We start from the raw sequence: 16,879 nt of genomic DNA on the forward strand, positions 1-16,879 counted from the left end.
CCGTAGATCGTGATCTCGATGGTGAGGGGCGCCGAGGCGACAGTCGGACAGCGTCGACCGTCTGGCCGAGACCGCCCACGCCGTCGGCTCCTTCTCCCTCTACCCGAGTTCACCGAGACGGAGGGCGTTCCTTATCTCGCTGAGCTTCGCGGTCGTCGCCGGGGTCTGCTCCTGCGCTTGTTCAGCGAGTCGGAGGGCGTTCTCAATCTCGCTGAGCTTCGCGGAGGACAGGACGGCCGCTCGCTCGATCAGGTCGTCCCGGGACACGGTGGTCAGCCACGTGCAAGGGGTGAAGCCCGGACGCGGCAACGCGAGCCGCAGCACGCCTTCGAACGGCAGCCCTTCACCGGCGCCCACCATCACTTCGATACCCAGACCGCTAATGTCGACGCCCGCCGGAGCGACGACCTGCATCACCTGGATCCCGGACGCGTCGTCTCCCGACAGCAGCACGACCGGCCGCCGCTCGTCGAACTGGACCCACCAGACTTCGCCACGTTGCACAAGTCCTCCTGACACAGGAACGGCAGACAGACGCTGCGCGAGCCTGACGCGCTGTGGAGACGGGTGTGGCCACCCGTTGATCATCGGTGTGTGAAGACAAACGATCACGCGGTGGCCGCAGGTCACAGCGTAAACCCTGCCCACTGGCAGGAGGCGTTCGAGGGCCTGATGAGCCGGATAGCGGGACGGTTCACACGGTCGAACCCCGGTTCTGAGTCCGGAAGTTGGTGCTTGGACTGCTGTCGGACCTGCCCGCAAGAACTGCTGGACCATCGCCGAATGGGCCGGGGACAAGACCCCGGACGGCATGCAGCACCTGCTCGGCCGGGCCAAGTGGGATGCCGACCAGGTCCGCGACGACGTGGTGGCCCACCTGCACGACGACCAGGCGGTACTGGCGGTCGACGAGACCGGCGACGTGAAGAAGGGCACCGACACGGTCGGCGTCCAGCGCCAGTACACCGGCACCGCCGGACGCGTCGAGAACAGCCAGGTAGCCGTTTACCTCGCCTACTCGACCCCGCGAGGACACGCGGCGATCGACCGGGAACTCTATGTTCCGCGTTCCTGGAACTCCGACCCCGACCGCTGCTGAGCCGCCGGACTCGGTGACAAGACGGAGTTCGCGACAAAGCCAGAGCTGGCCGCCCGCATGGTCACGCGATTCCTGGACGCCGGCCACCGGGCCGCATGGGCCGCCGGCGACGAGGTCTACGGCGGCAACCCGAGGCTGCGCGCCGCGCTGGAGGAACGCGGCAACGGCTACGTCCTAGATTGCCGGCTGCCGCTATCGGCGACGGATCTCGTGGGGATGATCACGTACCAGGAAAGCCGCCCCCCCCGCGCATACGCCCCGCCTTCCCATTCACCGGCGGGCCAGCGCCGAAGTGTGTCGCGGAAAGGTCAGCCTGAGCCACTGGCCAGCCGCCCGCGCCGGCCTGCCATAGACCGTGCAGCCGGGATGCCCCTCATCTGGGCCAACTGGGGATCCCCCTGGTAGATGTGACCGATGGCCTGGAGATACCAGGCGGCGGCTGAGTGATCGCCGACGCGGCATAGCTTGCCTTTCGCTCCGCGCCGAAGGCCCCGACCGGCCAGGTGCCCGAGTGGCCCACGCCTGCCCGCAGGGCACGGAGGAAGGGACTCGTCAGGCTCCGCATTCCCCTTCCTGCCTAGCGCTGACGTGCCCAGAAGTAACCACGTTGGCGCGGCGGATGGGCAGGCCTGGCGCCACGTCACTGAGTTTGTTCAGTGGGCAGTTCTGGAACCTCCCGAGCGACGGCAGTGCACCTCAGTAAGCCCACAGGGGCCCGTAGTGCAGAACTGGCAGGTGGCGGCTCGCAGATGGTGCACTCAGTCAATGGCGGCACGCGGTGTCTGCCGCCTAAGTTCCTTTACAAGTCAGCCGACCGCCGATGGCCAGGATGCGGGCGAAGCGGTGGCTGAGTACCTCGAGCCACGGCAATCCCCGCATCCGTCGGTTTGTCGCCGGGATCCAAGGATCCGAGCACACCGCCGTTCAGCCACGTCACTACCAGCACTACCGGATGTCCACTGAGGCGTTGACCGCCTGTGGAGTCGACCCGCTGCTGCGGCGGGCCCGCGCCGTGCCCTGTGGACTGGGCACTGTCTGCGCCCGCTCGCCGCGCCGTCGGCCCTACCTCTCCTCTCACCCATCATGGAGTGTTTTGCTGTGAAGCCGTTAAGCCGCACTGCTGCCGCGTTCACCCTGACGGTGGCCGTCACGGGAGCTGCTGCCGTGACCGCCACGTCCGCTCACGCCGTCGACAATCGCTGCTACATCACCGCGTCCGCGGCCAATGTCCGCGCGAAGGCAACTACCCGCGCTGTCGCGGTGGGTGTCGCTTACAAGGGCTGGTCGTGTGCCGCCCTGGACTACTCCTACCCGGGCGACACGCAATGGGCGAAGATCCGGGTGAACCGCACGGGCGTCGTCGGGTGGGTGCGCGGCGACCTGCTGCACTCGCCCGGGGAAGGCGGGCACACCTGTATCCCCGAGAACTGCCCCCGATAGACCACGAGCCCTGCGGGACCTGACCTTCCTGGGTTCCCGGCGCGCTGAGCCACAGGCGCCTTGGTGGTCTTCATGCCGCAGCTCCGTCCAGTTCGCCCCCGAACAGCGACCACGCTGATCTCCCCTCGCGCGGTCGCACGGACGGGGCTGCCGGGGTGCCGCTCGCCCCCGAGCGGCACCCCACCCCGCCGGCCCCGGCAGCCAGTTGGGACCGGTCGGCCTCGGGATGACACCAACGGCGCTGCCCGCCTACCGAAGTGCTCGCGCGCGCCCGGACAACATCACTCTTCTGTGCCCCCTCCACCACGACTCAGGGACCCGGCGTCGCCCGGCCCTGTCCGCCTCACGTCAGGACGCCTCTGTGTTCTCCGATGACACCCGCCCCGGCCCGCCGCTCCTCGTCGTCTTGGGCGCCGGTGACCGCGTCTACTGCGGATACGCGCTCCAGCACATTGCTGCCCGCTATCCGATTGCCTTGCTCGATAAGAAACCGGGGCAGTGGGCGTGTGACGTCAGCGCTGTGACGGTCGAGGTAGACCTGGCCTCTGACGAGGACGCCATCCGGGCCGTAGAGGCAATCGCCACGGGCCGCGGGGTCGCTGGGGTCCTTACCTACCAGGACCAGCACGTTGAACTCGCAGCCTGGCTGGCCCACCTCTTCCCCGGGCCCGGGAACACTCCCACCTCGGCGACCGCCTGCCGCGACCAGCACCTTGCCCAGTCCTTGCTCACAGGCGTCGACATCCCTTCTACCACCCCCGCCCTTGCCGGTGACGCCGACGCCGCCGTCGAGCACGCGAGCGCGCTCGACGGACCGGTCGTCCTCAAACCCCGCATTCTCAGCGGCTATGCGGGGGGTCACCGTGCCCAGAGCCCTCGCGAGATACGCGAGGCCTTCGTAACCGTCCGGGATTCCTACCAGCCGGGAGGGCAGTGCGCCGGTAGAGGCGGGGCGCTGATCGAGGCGTACATGGACGGCCCCGAGATCGGCGTGGAGTGCGTGGTCTTCGACCGCGACACCGTGCACGTGGCAGCCGTCAGCCGCACCTTCACGGAGGATCAGCCCTCAGTCCTGGAAACCGGACATCTCGTGGACGCCACCGACCCCGTCCTCCGCGATCCCCGGATCGGCCAGCTCGCCGCGTCGGCCGTGGCCGTGGTGGGCCTCTCACGCGGCGTGGTCCACGTCCAGATGCGGCTGACCCACCAGGGGCCGCGCATCACGGAGATCGGCGCCACTCTCGCCAGCGATCTCATTCCCCACCTTGTGTACCTGGCCACGGGCCTTAACCTGCCGCAGATCGCAGCCGATCTTGCCACGGGCGCCGACCTCGATCTGGTGCCCCGCCAGAGCCGATGCGCCGCCGTACGGTTCTTTTACCCCTGCGTCACCGGTCAGGTCACCGCGGTGCACTGCGGGATTCAGGCTGCGTGGCTGGAACGGCTCGTGTGGACCGCGCTGCCTGGCGAACACGTCTGCGCGCCGCCCCACGCCAGCATCCGAGACCGCACCGCCCTGGCTGTCGTCACCGGTGGCGACCCCTCCTCCTGCCGCAAGCGACTCCAGCTCGTCGAAGAGCGCACCGGTATCCACATCCAGCCCGGCACGGCCTGACCACCCACCAGGAGTCTCGCCATGATTCTCAGCCCCACCCGCACCAGCGCCACAGGACCGGACGCCCCCACCGCCGCGGGAGTCGCCGCCGTGATCGCCCCCGCCGACACCGGCACCCCCTACGCACCCGCCCTGGCCCGGCACGGCTGGTCCTGCATCCCCGTCACCCTGCCCGGGACGCTCCAGGCCGGCGCCGCTCCGTCGCGCCTCATCAACCAGATCACCCACACCGGCAGCCTGCGCCGGACGGCACGTGACCTCGCCCACGCGGGCACCACAGCCGTCGTGGCAGGCTCACCGGCAGGATGCGAGCTGGCCGACCGTCTCGCCGCCCGCCTCGGGCTGCCCGGCAACGCCCCCGCCACCGCCGACCTGCGCCGCGACACCGCCTGGACCAGCGCGACCCTGCGCGATGCCGGGCTCAGCGCCCCACGCCTCATCCGCACGGCCAGCCTCGGCGAGGCCCTGCGCTGGACCCGGTTCACCCGCCTGCCCCAGCTCGTCGTGGAACACCCTGACCCCGCCCGGACACACCCCGGGGCGCTCTGCCGCACACCCGCCGACATCCGTGCCGCCTGGCATCGCCAGCAACACCGCGACAGCCAGCCGCTCGTCCTGCGCGAGCACCACCCCGGCACCCAGTTCCGTATCCACACCATGAGCGGACCTTCCCACGACGGCAACGACGCCCACACCGTCACCGCCATCTGGTGCGAGAGCCACACGCGCGAACGGCAGATTGACCGAGCCGACCTGGTCAGCCGCCGAGGCATCCTGGCCCGCGCGCTCACCCGCTACACCCAGCGCGCCCTCACCATCTTGGGCGTGCGCTACGGCCCCGCCCAGGTCACCGTCGTCTACACACCCGACCGAGGCCCCACCCTCACCGCCCTGCGCACCGATGCTGGCACGGAATTCGCGCCCGAGGCGCTCCGCGCGGCGACCGGCCACGACCCGGTCGCCGACACCGTGCACCTGATTCTCACCGGCCGGCGCGAAGAGGCCCGCCCGGTCCGCCAGGCACACACGACTAAGGTCGCGCTGCTGCCCCGCCAGGACGGCGTGGTGAACCCGGAGCTGCTGCACACCCTCACCAGCCTTCCGACCGTGGCCGCCCACACCCCGCTGATCGCAGGCACCGCCGTGAGCGCCGGTCAGGTGGCGGGCTGGTTCCTGCTCGCCGCCGAGGACATGCGGGCCATCAACCGTGACTACCAGGCGATCCGGGCCGCCGAGGACTTCGGCCTGTACGGGCGAACCGCATGACATCGCCACCCGATCCCATATGTGCCAACAAACCGGCCGCACCGGGAATGCCGGAGCGCAGGACGACTTGGACGCCGGTATGCCCGGCTGAAACCGCACTGTACGTCGGTGAACTCCCCTCGGACCCGCTCGACGACGCTGTCCAAGTCCTCGCTCTGATCGCTGCACTGCGTGCCAAGACACCGCGCATCCCTGGCTTCGCCGGCAACCGTGCCTTCGCTTCCCCCGACCTCGGCTCCGCCACGGGCGCGCTGTTCAACAGCGTGGTTGATCCGATCAACAACGATGCCTGCACCATCGACACCAGGGCCTACGAGCAGGCCGTGGTCCGCTTCATCGCCCAGACCGCCCAAGCGCGCCCCAAGGACACCTTCGGCTACGTCACGCCCAGTGACAGCGAGGGACTCCTGTTCGGCCTCGCCACCGCCCGCCGTCGGCTGCCCGACGCCGCCGTCTACGCCTCCGACCAGGCCCACGACAGCGTCGCCACAGCCGCGGACCTCCTCGGCATGAAGCTCGTGACCATACCCACCACGCGTGACGGGGCAATGGACCCACAGGCCCTGAAGAGCGCGGCGCTCCTCCAGCGCCGCATCCGTCCCCACGCCGGGCGCGGCCCAGGAGCCATCGTGGTCGCAACGATCGGAACGGTCATGCGCGGCGCGTACGACGACGTCACCGAACTCCGTCAATCGGCTGCAACGGCGGGGGGTGTCCATGTCCATGCCGACGCCGCCTGCGGCGGGCTGATCGCCGCCCACGCGCCTTCCGCACCCCGCTGGAACTTTGCCCACGGCGTCGACTCCCTCTCCATCAGCGGCCACGAAATCCTCGACGCCCTCATCCCGTGCGGCGTCGTCCTGACCCGCCGACACCACGTCGCGGCGCCCCTGCTGGCCAGCACCTACGGCCAGGCCACCAGCCAGAAGCACGGCCACTCCCGCAGCGGCCTGGCCGCCCTGCTCCTCTGGTGTGTGCTGCGGCGCATCGGGCACTCCGGCCTACGCGCCCACGTTCTTGGCTGCCTGGCAACCGTCCAGTACGCCGTCGAGCAGCTCACCCTGGCCGGCGTTCACCCCACCCGCACCACCGACTCCCTCACCGTCTGCTTCGACCGGCCCGCCGAACGGGTCGCCCGCAAGTGGCACCTCGTCTGCGAAGGCCAGCTGGCCCGCCTGGTCACCGCCGGCCACGTCACACGGACTTCGATCGATGCCCTCCGCCGCGACCTGCGCACCCCCTGACACGAGGCCGAACCACGCGACAGGAACATCCCTATGCAACGCATCCTTCTCACTCGCCCAGCCACCGCCCAGCGCACCATGATCGACACCTGGCTCGACAGTTACATCATGCGCGCCCATCCCCTCCTCGGACGCAGTGGCGCCGTCTGCCCCTACGTCACCGCAGCCCGCCGCCACGGCGTCATCCGCGTACGGGCCGCCACCGACACCCCGACCGGAGACCTGGTACCCCGCGACCGCCAGCACACCAGCCTCGCCCAGGCCCGGACTTGGCTCCACGCAGTCCTGCGCACCGCGGTCGACGATTTCGAACACCACCCCTGGCCTCCCCACGCACGCCAACTGCACTGCCTCGTCGTGCTGCTCCAGGGCCTTGCCCCCGATCACTGGGGCGAACTCGACCGCGTCCACGCCGAGGTCAAGGCAGACGTGATGCGGCGAGGCCTGATGATCAGCCGCTTCCACCCGCGCTGCCCGGCCACGGCCGTGCACAACGCTTTCTTCGCCGTGAACCGGTCGCCGGCCCCGCTTATCGTCATCCGCCGCATGGCCCGCGATGACCACCTCTTCGCCGACGACGACCAGCAGCTGGGGGCCTACCAGCGCCACTTCCCGGACAGCGAGCGATGGGACACACCATCCAGCTGCGCAGCAGCCCACCCGCAAACCCTGTGACCACGGGCTGACACCGCCTGTGTGACACGGCGGCGTCACCGCGGACCTCATCCCTTGGATTCGTGCGCTGGCAGCGCCTCTGGCCTACACCAGCGACTCCAACGCCACCGCTGCGCTCACTGCCCCCGACCGCACGCCGAAGGCCGCGCTGCGGGGGCGCATCCTCCCCCCAGCCGCCTCCATGGAGTCCAACGCCATGACCACTGCCGTCCCCGACACCGACACCTCGAGCAGAGCCGATCACCAGGGCATCCGCACTACTGTGCTGAGTGACCGGCGCGCCCTCGCTTTCCTCGACCGCTGCTGGCCCACCCTCTACACCCGCGACCCGCACAGCACGCCGTACCAGTCCAGGGCCTGGCTGGGAGGCTGGGCACGGCACTTGCCCCTCACGGCCGCCCCAGTCATGGTGATCGCCCATGACAGCGGTGGACCTGTCGCGGCGATGGCCATGACATACGAGGTGACGGACGACGGCCATGACCGGATGCGGCCACTGTCCGCACCCGCCGCCGAATGCATTCGCGCCGTCGGCCCCGGAAGTGAACACCTGGCCGTCGCGAACGCACTGGTGCGATGCCTGGTCGGACTGGCCCGCGACGGAACGCAGGTTGAGCTTTCGGACGTTCCGGCCGACAGTGCTCTCGCTCACCAGCTGGCCGTGCAATGGAACGGCTCCCTGGACCAGACGCCCTACGCCATGATCGCCCTGCCGGTCGGCTATGGAGGCCTCTCCCGGACAACGCAGCGCGGCCACCGGCGCCGCCAGCGCGTCTGGGACAACTTGGCCGAGCACGGCCACCGCGTCCGCTACCGCCGCACCCAGAGCACCGCCGAACTGCTGGAGACCCTTCCCACCCTTGAATACTTGCACCGGCTGAGGCGGCCAAACCAGCCGGAAGGCCTACTCCATCAGGGCCTTCAGCCGTGGCGCACCGTCCTCGAACGCTGCAGCACCGCAGCCTTCATCGCCACACTGACTCTCGATGAGGACGTAGTCGCGACCCAGCTGTGCCTGCACCGCGGACACCGTGTCCACTCCGCCCTCGCCGCCATGAACCCCACCGCCTGCGCCCTGGCGCCTGGACACGCCCTCCTGCGGCATCTCACCGCCGACCTGGAACGCTCTGGATACCAGACGCTGGATCTCGGCAGAACGCGACCAGAACCCGGCCAGATCCACTACAAGGCCCAGTACGCCGCAACATGGACACGAACACTGGCGATCGCCAGCCAACCACTGGCTACGGTCGACTCCCCGGGTCTATCATGATTTAGGTGTTTCTCGCTGGTTTGGCCTAGTAGTTCTCTTGTGGGTTGTTACCCGTCCGGCCGTAAGGCGGCCGTCGAAGAGCCGGTCGAACTCGTTCAACGCGGTCTTCCACTTGTTGTTCCACCGCTGACGTCCGCGTCCGGTGGGGACCAGGGCGAGTGTGGTGAGGTAGAGGCGTTTGAGGGCGGCCCGCACATGGCGGCTCCGTCCCAGGCCGCTGGGCCAGCCCCACCACGATCTTGTCGACGGTCACCGCGCGGGCGTTCTGCTCTTCCACCGTCCATGCCCCCGTTCCGGGGGCCGGGTGGTTGTGCCCTACAAGCCTCGCGGGACAGAGGAGTGGGTTACTTGACTAAGTTGAGGCGGATGTGACGCCTGGGACGGCGAGTCCGCCGTTGACGGAGCCGTACGGGCGGCAGCCGCAGAAACCAGAACCGGGGGATTCGGAAACCGCAGGTGCGCGGTCAGACCGGCTGAGATCATGGCGAGAGGGTCAGCGCATGATCATGGCACAGCAGTGGGGGCGGCGATGGACGAGACGAGCACGGTGCGGGCGGTCGTGATCGACTACAAGGCGGTCCTGCGCTCGCCTGGGCACGCCCACAACGGGATCGCCGACTTCCTTCAGTGGCTCGACGAACACGGCATCTCTTTCGTACTGCTCACGACCGACTCCCTCGACGCCGAAGCCGCCCTGACGGCTGCTGGTCTGCCCGCGCCTGCCCTCCACCTGTGCCGCGACGACATCCCCGGCAGGCCGGCCCGTGGAAGCGGTGCCTGGCTGCTGACGGTCGCCGACCGCCTAAAGCTGCGCGCGAATCAGATCGTCCTGGTGGGAACCTCGGAGTGGGACTGGCGCACCGGCATCAACGCCGGCGTCGTTCACGTCCACGCCCGCTGGGCCAGCCACGTCCGCGACAACAAGGGCATGCTCACCTTGTTGGCTGACGAGCCGGCGGACGTCGGTGAGCTCCTGGAGCACTTCCTCCTGGATGAACCCCGCTGGGCCTTCAGCCACGACGACGACGCCCGCTCCTTCAAGATCCGCTCGCTGCTGCCTCCCAACGTGCGGTTCCCCCGGGAAGCCGGCCGGACCTTCGAGCTCCAAGACGTCTTCACACGCGGCCGCACGATCACCGTCGGCAGCCAGGACGCCCGCGACATCCTGATGCTGCGCCTGCTCTCCTCCGCATACCTCGACGGCACCCTGCCCCACCGCAGCCTCTTCTGCGTTTACCCCAGCAGCTCCCCAGGCCGGGTCAGCCAGCAACTCGCCGGCTTCCTCACCAAGGCCAAGGTGATGGTTGGCTCCTACTACCGCGAGGACCTCCTCGAGCGCACCGGCCAGGCCCCGGACACCAGCCTGGAACGGTGGAAGCGGAGCCGGGGCGAGGCGAGCACGGCGGACATCTCGATCGGCGCCCAGGCCCGCACCGTCCGGATCAACCCCAAGTACAAGGGCAAGCTCAAGGGCAAGATGGTGATCGTCTTCGACGACTTCACCACCGAGGGCAAGTCCATCGAGTGGGCCCGCACCCTCCTGACCAGCGCCAACGCGGCACAGGTCATCGCCCTGACCATCGGCAAGTACGGCGCCTCCCGCCACACCGCCTACCAGCTGCGCCCCGGAACGACGATCGACCCCTACCAGGTCAGCTACCACCTGGCAGCCAGGAACTTTGTGACGACGCCCGTCACCGGAGACTCAGGCCCGGGCCCCGACAGCGCCCTGCAGGCCACGATGTCCCACTTCATCGCCGCCGCGCAGAACTCCGAGTGACTGTGCCCATCATCCGGCCCTCGGACGAGCCGACGCGGCTCGGGGAGAACCTGAGCCGAACGATCGACCCGACCACACCCTTCCCTCCCGTACGGGGTCCGCGTACGCCATGATGGAGGTGGCCCGAGAACCTTGCTTCATCCTTCGAACATCCCGGGGCCACGAGTAGAAGGACACCCGATGGACCTCAATATCACCGCTGAGCAGCACGATCTGCTGACCCTGTGCGCGCTGCGCATCGGCGACACCTCCCTGGACTGGAGCCTGCTCGCCCGCAGCGCCCAGAGCCCCGAGGGCCTGGCCGCGCTCATGGACGGACAGCTGCACGAGGACTCGCGTGCCGCGACGAAGAACCGCCCCCTGCTGCAGCAGGCCCTGGCCGCCGGCCTGGACGAAGCCCGTGCCCGCGTCGACGACGAGCTCGCCGCGGCCAGCAACGCCGACGCGCGCCTGGTCACGGTCCTCGACAAGGACTACCCGGCGAACCTGAGGCTGATCGGCAACCTGCCGCCATTCCTCTTCTACCACGGCGAGCTCGATCAGCGCGACGCCCGCTCCATCGCCGTCGTCGGCACCCGCCAGGCCTCCGAGGACGGGCTGCGCCGAGCCGGCCGGATGGCCCGCGAGCTCGTCGAACACGACGTCGTGATCGCCAGCGGTCTGGCCAAGGGCATCGACGCGGCAGCCCACCGGGCCACGCTCGCTGCGGGCGGCCGTACCTTCGCCGTCATGGGCACCGGCATCGCCGCCCCGATCTACCCGGCCGAGAACCGGCCCCTCGCGAAGGCGATCCTCACGGCTGACGGAGCGCTGCTGAGCCAGTTCTGGCCCACGAGCCCCCCGGCGAAGTACACCTTCCCGCGCCGCAACGTCGTCACCTCCGGTACCACCCTGGGCAGCGTCGTCATCGAGGCTTCCAGCACGTCGGGCGCCAAGATGCAGGCCCGCCTGGCCGCCGAGCACGGCAAACTCGTCTTCCTGATCCGCTCCCTCGCCGACACCCAGCCCTGGGCCAAAAAGATGCTCGATGAGGACCGGGCGATCCTGGTCACCGCCTCCAGCGACATCACCAACCGCCTCGGCCAGGCCACGGACATCCAGGCCGCCGGCCAGCAGCGCCAGCAGCTCGCCCTGGCCGGCCTGTGACGGCAGGCCTCCCGGATCCGGCAGGCTTCCCCGACTGCCCCGTATGCGCCTACCGCATCACCGGCACCGCCCGCCTGTGCTCCGACTGCGCCGGCCGCACCCTCCAGCCGGTCGCCGAGCCCCACTGCCCGGTTTGCTCCCAGGTGGTCGCGCCCGGCAGGCAGTGCAGCAACCGGGTGTGCGCGCTATCGGAAGCCGAGCGGGGGTTCTCCCGAGTCGACGCAGTGGCCATGTACTCCGGAGCCCTGCGCGACAAGATCCACAAGCTGAAGTACGACGGGAAGGCCGGCTGGGCGATGATCTTCGGGCGGCTCCTTGTCGGCTGGATGGAAAGCCACCCCGAGGAGATGCGGGGCGTCGACCACGTCGTCGGCAACCCCACCCACACCGGCCGCCAGCCGATCCAGCACATCGAGGCGATCATGGACGCCGCCTACACTGAGGACGTGACCCGAGCCTTCCCACTCAGCCCGCCGGGCGCACACCGGCTGGTGAAGCAGGCCGAGACGGCCCGGTCCGCGAACCGCACGCTGGACGAGAAGCGCACGGCCGCCACCGCGCATGCCGCCGCCCTGACCTGGACCGGAGACACCAGCGACATCAAAGGAGCCACCATCCTGCTCGTCGATGACGTGTTCACCAGCGGATCGCAGCTCCAGCACGTCGCGCTCCGGCTCCGGGCGACCGGCGCCGCCGACATCCGGGGACTGGTTCTCGCCCGAGTCCCCTGGAGCGGATGACTCCGCCCCCGAGACCCCAGGAGTGAGCCTGGCGGCTGGTTCAGGTCGGTGGGTCAGTGCCGGATACGCCGCACCGAACTCACGCGGCCTGCCCAGGGGCCGTGGTCATGCGCCACCGGCCCGGGCCGGTGATGCCGTGGTCGGGGCGTCCGCGTCGGGGATCACGACGATCCCGCCGAGGTGGTCAGTGACCCATGCCGGAGGAGTCCGGCCTTCCAGGACGTCGCGCACGTAGTCGGGGGCCTCCGCCCGCAGACCGCGGAGCGCGTGCGCGAGGTAAGGCACGGAGAAGTGCCCGAAGTCGTTGGGGACGTTCTCGAAAAGGGCGCCGGTGACAGGAGCGGCGCGGTCCATGACCGCCGCACCGGCGAACTGGCCGTACCTGATCTGCTGAACCGGCCGGAGAAGCTCTTTTGCCACCCGGCGAGACCCCCGCTGCGGCTGCCGCAAAAAGCGGTCGAGGCCTTCGTCCAGGCTGCGCACGAGAGGCACGATCGGCGCGTCCAGGTGGTCGGGGCTGGCGATGTCTTCGACAGGGGTCGCGTCGTGGAAGGCCATCACGCCCGCACTTCTCCCGCCCAGACCGACTGCGGTCTCCGCCACCAGGGCAGAGACGATGGACACCCCGGCCCGGTCGCGTTCCTTGCAAAGAGCGTCATCATGGGTGCGATCGCAGTTCAGCGTCGACCTGTACTGCGAGTCACCGCAGTACAGGATGTAGGCCGCAGGGACCTGGAAGCGATTTGCCGCCCCGATCAGCTTGGAGAGCTGCGTCCTGTTGTCGCCGGGCGTCTTGTAGGTGAAATCGATGCTCCAGCGCGTGCCGTGCACCTTCAAGATCTTTGCCTGGACGAGGAGCCCGTAGCAGGTGCCGTCCCGGTCCACCCACCACCACAGCCAGTCGGCTCCGTTCTCCTTCTCCTGGCCAGCCGTCTCGACGAATTGGATGCGTGGGCTCGCGGTGGACAGCAGCACCTGGGTTGCCGCCACCTCATGGAACATTCCGCCAGCGTCCAGCATGCGCGTCATCAGACGATCCGCCGCCGTCCGGCCCTGCCGGAGTGCCTCGTACGGGCTGGTCTCATGATCGGAAAAGTCGTTCAACGCGACAGCCCCTCTCGGAGACTTGGGAATCGCACCTCCCCATCATCCTCCTCCGCCGCCGCCGCGGCCGCTGCTGGAGCGATCGTGAAGTTCGGAAGGCTCCAACGAAGGGAGGCCGGAGCGCCTCGGTATCGGCCGAGGCCCGATTGTCCGTGCATGTCGCTGCGTTCTGGCCGGACGGCAGCTTCGCATACTGGTACGCCATGACGACGGAAACGACGGACGTGATCCGCAAGTGGGACGACATGGCCCCCACGGCGGTGCCGTGCCCGGACTGCGGCGCCGACGAAGGAGAGCCCTGCCCGGGCGGTGTCGTGCACATGAACCGGTGGGCACTGATCATGTCGCGCGTGGACCCAATCATCTTCAGCCAATTCCGCCCCAGGCTGACGGCGGAACATGCGGATGGGTCCCGGTGCCCGCGAACGGGGAAGGGTAAGCACGTTCAACGCCCGCTCGACTCACGCTGTCCAGGCCGTGCGTTCTACGTGACGCACTGCCCGAACTGCGGTTGGGCATGCCAGAAGCCGAAGCGCAAGGACGCCGAAAACGCCGCGCAGTTGCATGTGCGGTTCTGCGCCGACCAGGAGATCCGGGACCGTAGCCTGACGCCCGCGGAGCGCCAGGAACGGCAGCGCCGGAAACAGGAGCAAAGGCGCCGCGAGGCCCTGACCTTCCCGTGTCCGCAGTGCGGCGTGCAGGCAGGAGAGTTGTGCCTGAACCGCCGCAAGAAGTATCCGCAGCCCGATCCCCGGCTTGTACACCTCAAGCGCTACGGACGCCCGGCCGTTAGTGTCCGACCGACTGATACAACAGAGGTCTCCAATTAACCCTGGCCACGGGGTGGCTACCACGCAACTCGGCCCGTGGCAAGGCTCCCTGGCGCCGTTCGGCGTCGGCCGCTACCTGGTGGCGATCCAGAACCCGTCGTGCTGCTCACACAGCGGGTCTGGACAGAGCCAGGTGACCAGGACGTCCGGGTCCAGATCAGGCTGCAGGCTCGGGAGTTCTGAGATGCGAGGATGGCTCATCGTCCGGCAGGCGGGGCAGGGGTGAGCGCGCAGGCGGCGCGCCTCGGACCGGGGGTACATCTGCTTCGGCTGGCTCATGTTTCCCACGCTGACACAGAACGTGCCCGTCCATTCCCCCGGCTCCGTTGTAGCAGTGCCCTCACGGTCACCACGAAGCCAACGAGGACTCAGTCAAAGACGCGTTCTAACCGTCGAGGGGAAGGCCATGACAGGATTCGATGTTTTTCTCACCTGGCAGTTCCCTGCCGCGCTGATGGCGGCTGCGGCTGCGGGCGGGCTCGTGCGATGGCGGTCGGCGGGCATAGGGGTGATGAGCCCTGTGCTGGACTATTCCTGAACTCTGCGGGCGTGATTCTCGGCCTGGGCCTCCCCACCGTCGCGGCCTGGGCCGACGGAAGCCACTTTCCCTCTGCGTCGTCCGCATTCGGCTTTTTCGGCGGCGCCGCCGTGGGGGTCCTGGTGGGCGCGGCTGTCGTCATTCCACTGACCGCGCGCTGGGCATCCGGGGAGGATCCCGGCACGGAGGCGTGAGATACCGCGTGCCCGGCCCGGACCGCAGGTGCACCGGGCCCGTCGGGTAGTAGCCGCACGAGTGGAAATCCGCGGTGACCCGGGTAGCCGGCGGCCTGCCGGAGGTGGCGAGGGCGGCGGCCGGGCCCGCGAGAGCGGCGACTGCCGCAACGGCAGTGATGGTGATCAAGGTACGCATGACTGCCCAACAGCCCTCATGATCTGGCTCCGAACATGATCCGAGAAACAGTGCCTAACAGTCTGCCGTTTGACGGCTGGGCAGCCTAGGGAACCAGGAGGCGTTCTACCGGCGGACGGCCGAGATCAGTCCGCCGGGGCGCTCCTCGCTCTGCGGCGGGGTGGTGATCGGGCGGCCGTAGGCGGCGGCGCGCTCGCGCAGGGTGTGGCTGGTGGCCTCCCAGCCGTGCCCGGCCAGCCAGTCCACCGGGTCGTCGGGCATCTCCGAGAGCCACATGGACGCCGCCGATCCCGGCTCGGCGTCCGCGCGGAAGCGCTCGATCACGCCGCGCGGGCTCAGCGTCAGCCCCATCCGGCTGCCCGGCGCCGAGTGCGCGCTGATCCGGGCCAGCAGCAGTTCCACCGCTTCCTCGGGGAGGTAGATCAGCAGTCCTTCGGCGATCCATACGGTCGGCACCGCAGGGTCGTGTCCTGCGGCGGCCAGCGCGGCTGCCCAGTCCTCGCGCAGATCCACCGCGACGGTGATCCGCTCGCAGCGTGCGACGGCCTGCTCCTGGCGCAGTATCGAAGCCTTGAAGTCGAGTGGGGCGGCGGTGTCGACCTCGAACAGCCGGGTGCCCTTGGGCCAGTCCATCCGGAAGGCCCGGCTGTCCATGCCGGCGCCGAGCAGCACGACCTGGCGGACCCCGGACGCACAGGCCTGCTGCAACAGGTCGTCGAGGAACTTCGTCCTGATGACGATGGAGTGCGACACGGCCAGTCGGCGCAGGTGCGCGGCCTCGTCGGGCAGCGGCGGCGAGGAGGGCCCCAGGCCGCCGGCGGTGGCGAAGGCCTGTGCCAGCGGGTCGCGGAACAGCGCGTTCTCCCGCTCGCTCTCCAAAGCCCGCACCCTGGCCACCCCCACCGCCGTGGCCCACACTCCCGACGGCTGCACCCGCTCCTGCTCATCAGTCACCACGCCAGACTAGATGAGATTCCCAGGGGGCCTGATGAGTGGAGCCAGATTCATGCGCGGCCAACCAGTCATGCGCGCGGTGACCGGCTACGACCACCAAAACCACCATTAGGCGAAGACCAACAGTCACCCCTGTGTACGCGACCACACGAAGTGGACCAGAGCCCGTTCTCGCGAACAAAGCCAGTACGTCACGGACTGGGTGGCCGACAAGATCCGCTGGGGGACTGAGCATCGACCCGACCGCGCAAGCCGCTCTGAGTGAGACGCTGGCGGGTTGTCCCGACGAGCAGATCAGCGTGGTCCGGGCCCGCTGACGTCCGTAGTTGACCCACCGTCTCCCTCTGGTGTGCCCAGGCTGCGGCGAGGGTATCCAGTCGCACGGCCTTGCACCGAGGCGGTGGTCAGTGCCATCCGTTCTCCCCCGACAGACCGGCAGCGCCCGCGAGGAAGGCGGTGACTGCGGCTGAGCTGGGCAGCGGCGTGTGTGCGGCCGCCAATCTTGTGCTGGCAGCGGCCCAGCAAGGTGCCTACACCTCGTTGAAGCCACGCGAGGCGTCGTAGATGTCCGCCTCGATGACCACTATGTAAAAGGCGGTCACGACGTAGTTGACCATCACATGGTCTTCCCACAATGAGCGCGTCACAGAGTCGGTTGTGTAAGCAAGGTGACTGGCAGCGGCTTCAGGCTCCGCTGCGATCCTGTCGACAAGACGTACCAACTTCTTGCGATCTTCGGCTGGCAGGTAGTCACGGAACCGCCCGGCCTGCTCAGTAAACTGCACGCGTCTCTTCATCGAGGC

The 16,879-nt window shown here is 68.9% G+C and carries 16 protein-coding genes and 1 pseudogene; 13 read left to right on the forward strand and 4 right to left on the reverse strand.

All coding sequences use genetic code 11. The features are described from left to right. Positions 1 to 99: 99 nt before the first annotated feature. Entirely contained in the window at positions 100 to 504 is a 405-nt protein-coding gene (locus OG965_RS39545; protein ID WP_371647896.1) for a type II toxin-antitoxin system PemK/MazF family toxin, read from the reverse strand. Between the two features lie 168 nt (positions 505 to 672). Between OG965_RS39545 and OG965_RS39550 the strand changes: the two are divergent. The 10 genes and pseudogenes from OG965_RS39550 to OG965_RS39595 form a co-directional block, all read left to right on the forward strand. After that, positions 673 to 1,276, forward strand: a pseudogene (locus OG965_RS39550) (IS701 family transposase); the annotation flags it as partial. A gap of 987 nt (positions 1,277 to 2,263) precedes the next feature. Continuing rightward, entirely contained in the window at positions 2,264 to 2,539 is a 276-nt protein-coding gene (locus tag OG965_RS39555) for an SH3 domain-containing protein (RefSeq protein WP_371647894.1), read from the forward strand. A gap of 361 nt (positions 2,540 to 2,900) precedes the next feature. Then, positions 2,901 to 4,154, forward strand: coding sequence for an ATP-grasp domain-containing protein (locus OG965_RS39560; protein ID WP_371647892.1), 1,254 nt, complete (start codon positions 2,901 to 2,903; stop codon positions 4,152 to 4,154). Between the two features lie 21 nt (positions 4,155 to 4,175). Beyond that, on the forward strand, positions 4,176 to 5,420 hold the full coding sequence (locus tag OG965_RS39565) for a glutathione synthetase (RefSeq protein WP_371647890.1): 1,245 nt from the start codon (positions 4,176 to 4,178) through the stop codon (positions 5,418 to 5,420). 47 nt (positions 5,421 to 5,467) lie between these two features. Continuing rightward, positions 5,468 to 6,664 (forward strand): pyridoxal-dependent decarboxylase, encoded by a 1,197-nt coding sequence (locus OG965_RS39570; RefSeq protein WP_371647888.1) that lies wholly within the window; start codon positions 5,468 to 5,470, stop codon positions 6,662 to 6,664. 33 nt (positions 6,665 to 6,697) lie between these two features. After that, positions 6,698 to 7,339 carry a DUF6875 domain-containing protein gene (locus tag OG965_RS39575; RefSeq protein ID WP_371647886.1) on the forward strand — a complete coding sequence of 214 codons (642 nt, stop codon included), beginning with the start codon at positions 6,698 to 6,700 and terminating at the stop codon, positions 7,337 to 7,339. A 196-nt stretch (positions 7,340 to 7,535) separates the two neighbouring features. Then, positions 7,536 to 8,612, forward strand: a complete 1,077-nt coding sequence (locus tag OG965_RS39580; protein WP_371647884.1) for a GNAT family N-acetyltransferase — start codon at positions 7,536 to 7,538, stop codon at positions 8,610 to 8,612. Between the two features lie 529 nt (positions 8,613 to 9,141). Beyond that, on the forward strand, positions 9,142 to 10,392 hold the full coding sequence (locus OG965_RS39585) for an HAD family hydrolase (protein WP_371647882.1): 1,251 nt from the start codon (positions 9,142 to 9,144) through the stop codon (positions 10,390 to 10,392). A 180-nt stretch (positions 10,393 to 10,572) separates the two neighbouring features. Further along, the gene (locus tag OG965_RS39590) at positions 10,573 to 11,538 is read left to right on the forward strand and encodes a DNA-processing protein DprA (RefSeq protein WP_371647880.1); all 966 of its coding nucleotides are present in this window, start codon (positions 10,573 to 10,575) and stop codon (positions 11,536 to 11,538) included. Further along, positions 11,535 to 12,278 carry a ComF family protein gene (locus tag OG965_RS39595; RefSeq protein ID WP_371647878.1) on the forward strand — a complete coding sequence of 248 codons (744 nt, stop codon included), beginning with the start codon at positions 11,535 to 11,537 and terminating at the stop codon, positions 12,276 to 12,278. Before OG965_RS39590 ends, OG965_RS39595 begins: the two co-directional genes overlap by 4 nt. Positions 12,279 to 12,383: 105 nt before the next feature. Here OG965_RS39595 and OG965_RS39600 read toward each other — a convergent pair whose 3' ends face one another. Next, a complete protein-coding gene (locus tag OG965_RS39600) occupies positions 12,384 to 13,382 on the reverse strand; it encodes a hypothetical protein (protein WP_371647876.1) in 999 nt (332 codons plus the stop codon). Between the two features lie 203 nt (positions 13,383 to 13,585). Between OG965_RS39600 and OG965_RS39605 the strand changes: the two genes are divergently transcribed. The 3 genes from OG965_RS39605 to OG965_RS39615 all read left to right on the forward strand — a co-directional run bounded on the left by OG965_RS39605 (position 13,586) and on the right by OG965_RS39615 (position 14,944). After that, positions 13,586 to 14,212, forward strand: coding sequence for a hypothetical protein (locus OG965_RS39605; RefSeq protein ID WP_371647875.1), 627 nt, complete (start codon positions 13,586 to 13,588; stop codon positions 14,210 to 14,212). 406 nt (positions 14,213 to 14,618) lie between these two features. Beyond that, positions 14,619 to 14,750, forward strand: coding sequence for a hypothetical protein (locus tag OG965_RS39610; RefSeq protein ID WP_371647873.1), 132 nt, complete (start codon positions 14,619 to 14,621; stop codon positions 14,748 to 14,750). Positions 14,751 to 14,761: 11 nt separating this feature from the next. Then, positions 14,762 to 14,944 carry a hypothetical protein gene (locus OG965_RS39615; protein WP_371647871.1) on the forward strand — a complete coding sequence of 61 codons (183 nt, stop codon included), beginning with the start codon at positions 14,762 to 14,764 and terminating at the stop codon, positions 14,942 to 14,944. Between the two features lie 283 nt (positions 14,945 to 15,227). Here the strand turns inward: OG965_RS39615 and OG965_RS39620 are convergent, their stop codons facing one another. After that, positions 15,228 to 16,076, reverse strand: a complete 849-nt coding sequence (locus tag OG965_RS39620) for a class I SAM-dependent methyltransferase (protein WP_371647869.1) — start codon at positions 16,074 to 16,076, stop codon at positions 15,228 to 15,230. 530 nt (positions 16,077 to 16,606) lie between these two features. Further along, the gene (locus tag OG965_RS39625) at positions 16,607 to 16,873 is read right to left on the reverse strand and encodes a hypothetical protein (protein ID WP_371647867.1); all 267 of its coding nucleotides are present in this window, start codon (positions 16,871 to 16,873) and stop codon (positions 16,607 to 16,609) included. Positions 16,874 to 16,879 lie beyond the last annotated feature (6 nt).

The organism is Streptomyces sp. NBC_00224, from assembly GCF_041435195.1.
Classification (GTDB): Bacteria; Actinomycetota; Actinomycetes; order Streptomycetales; family Streptomycetaceae; genus Streptomyces.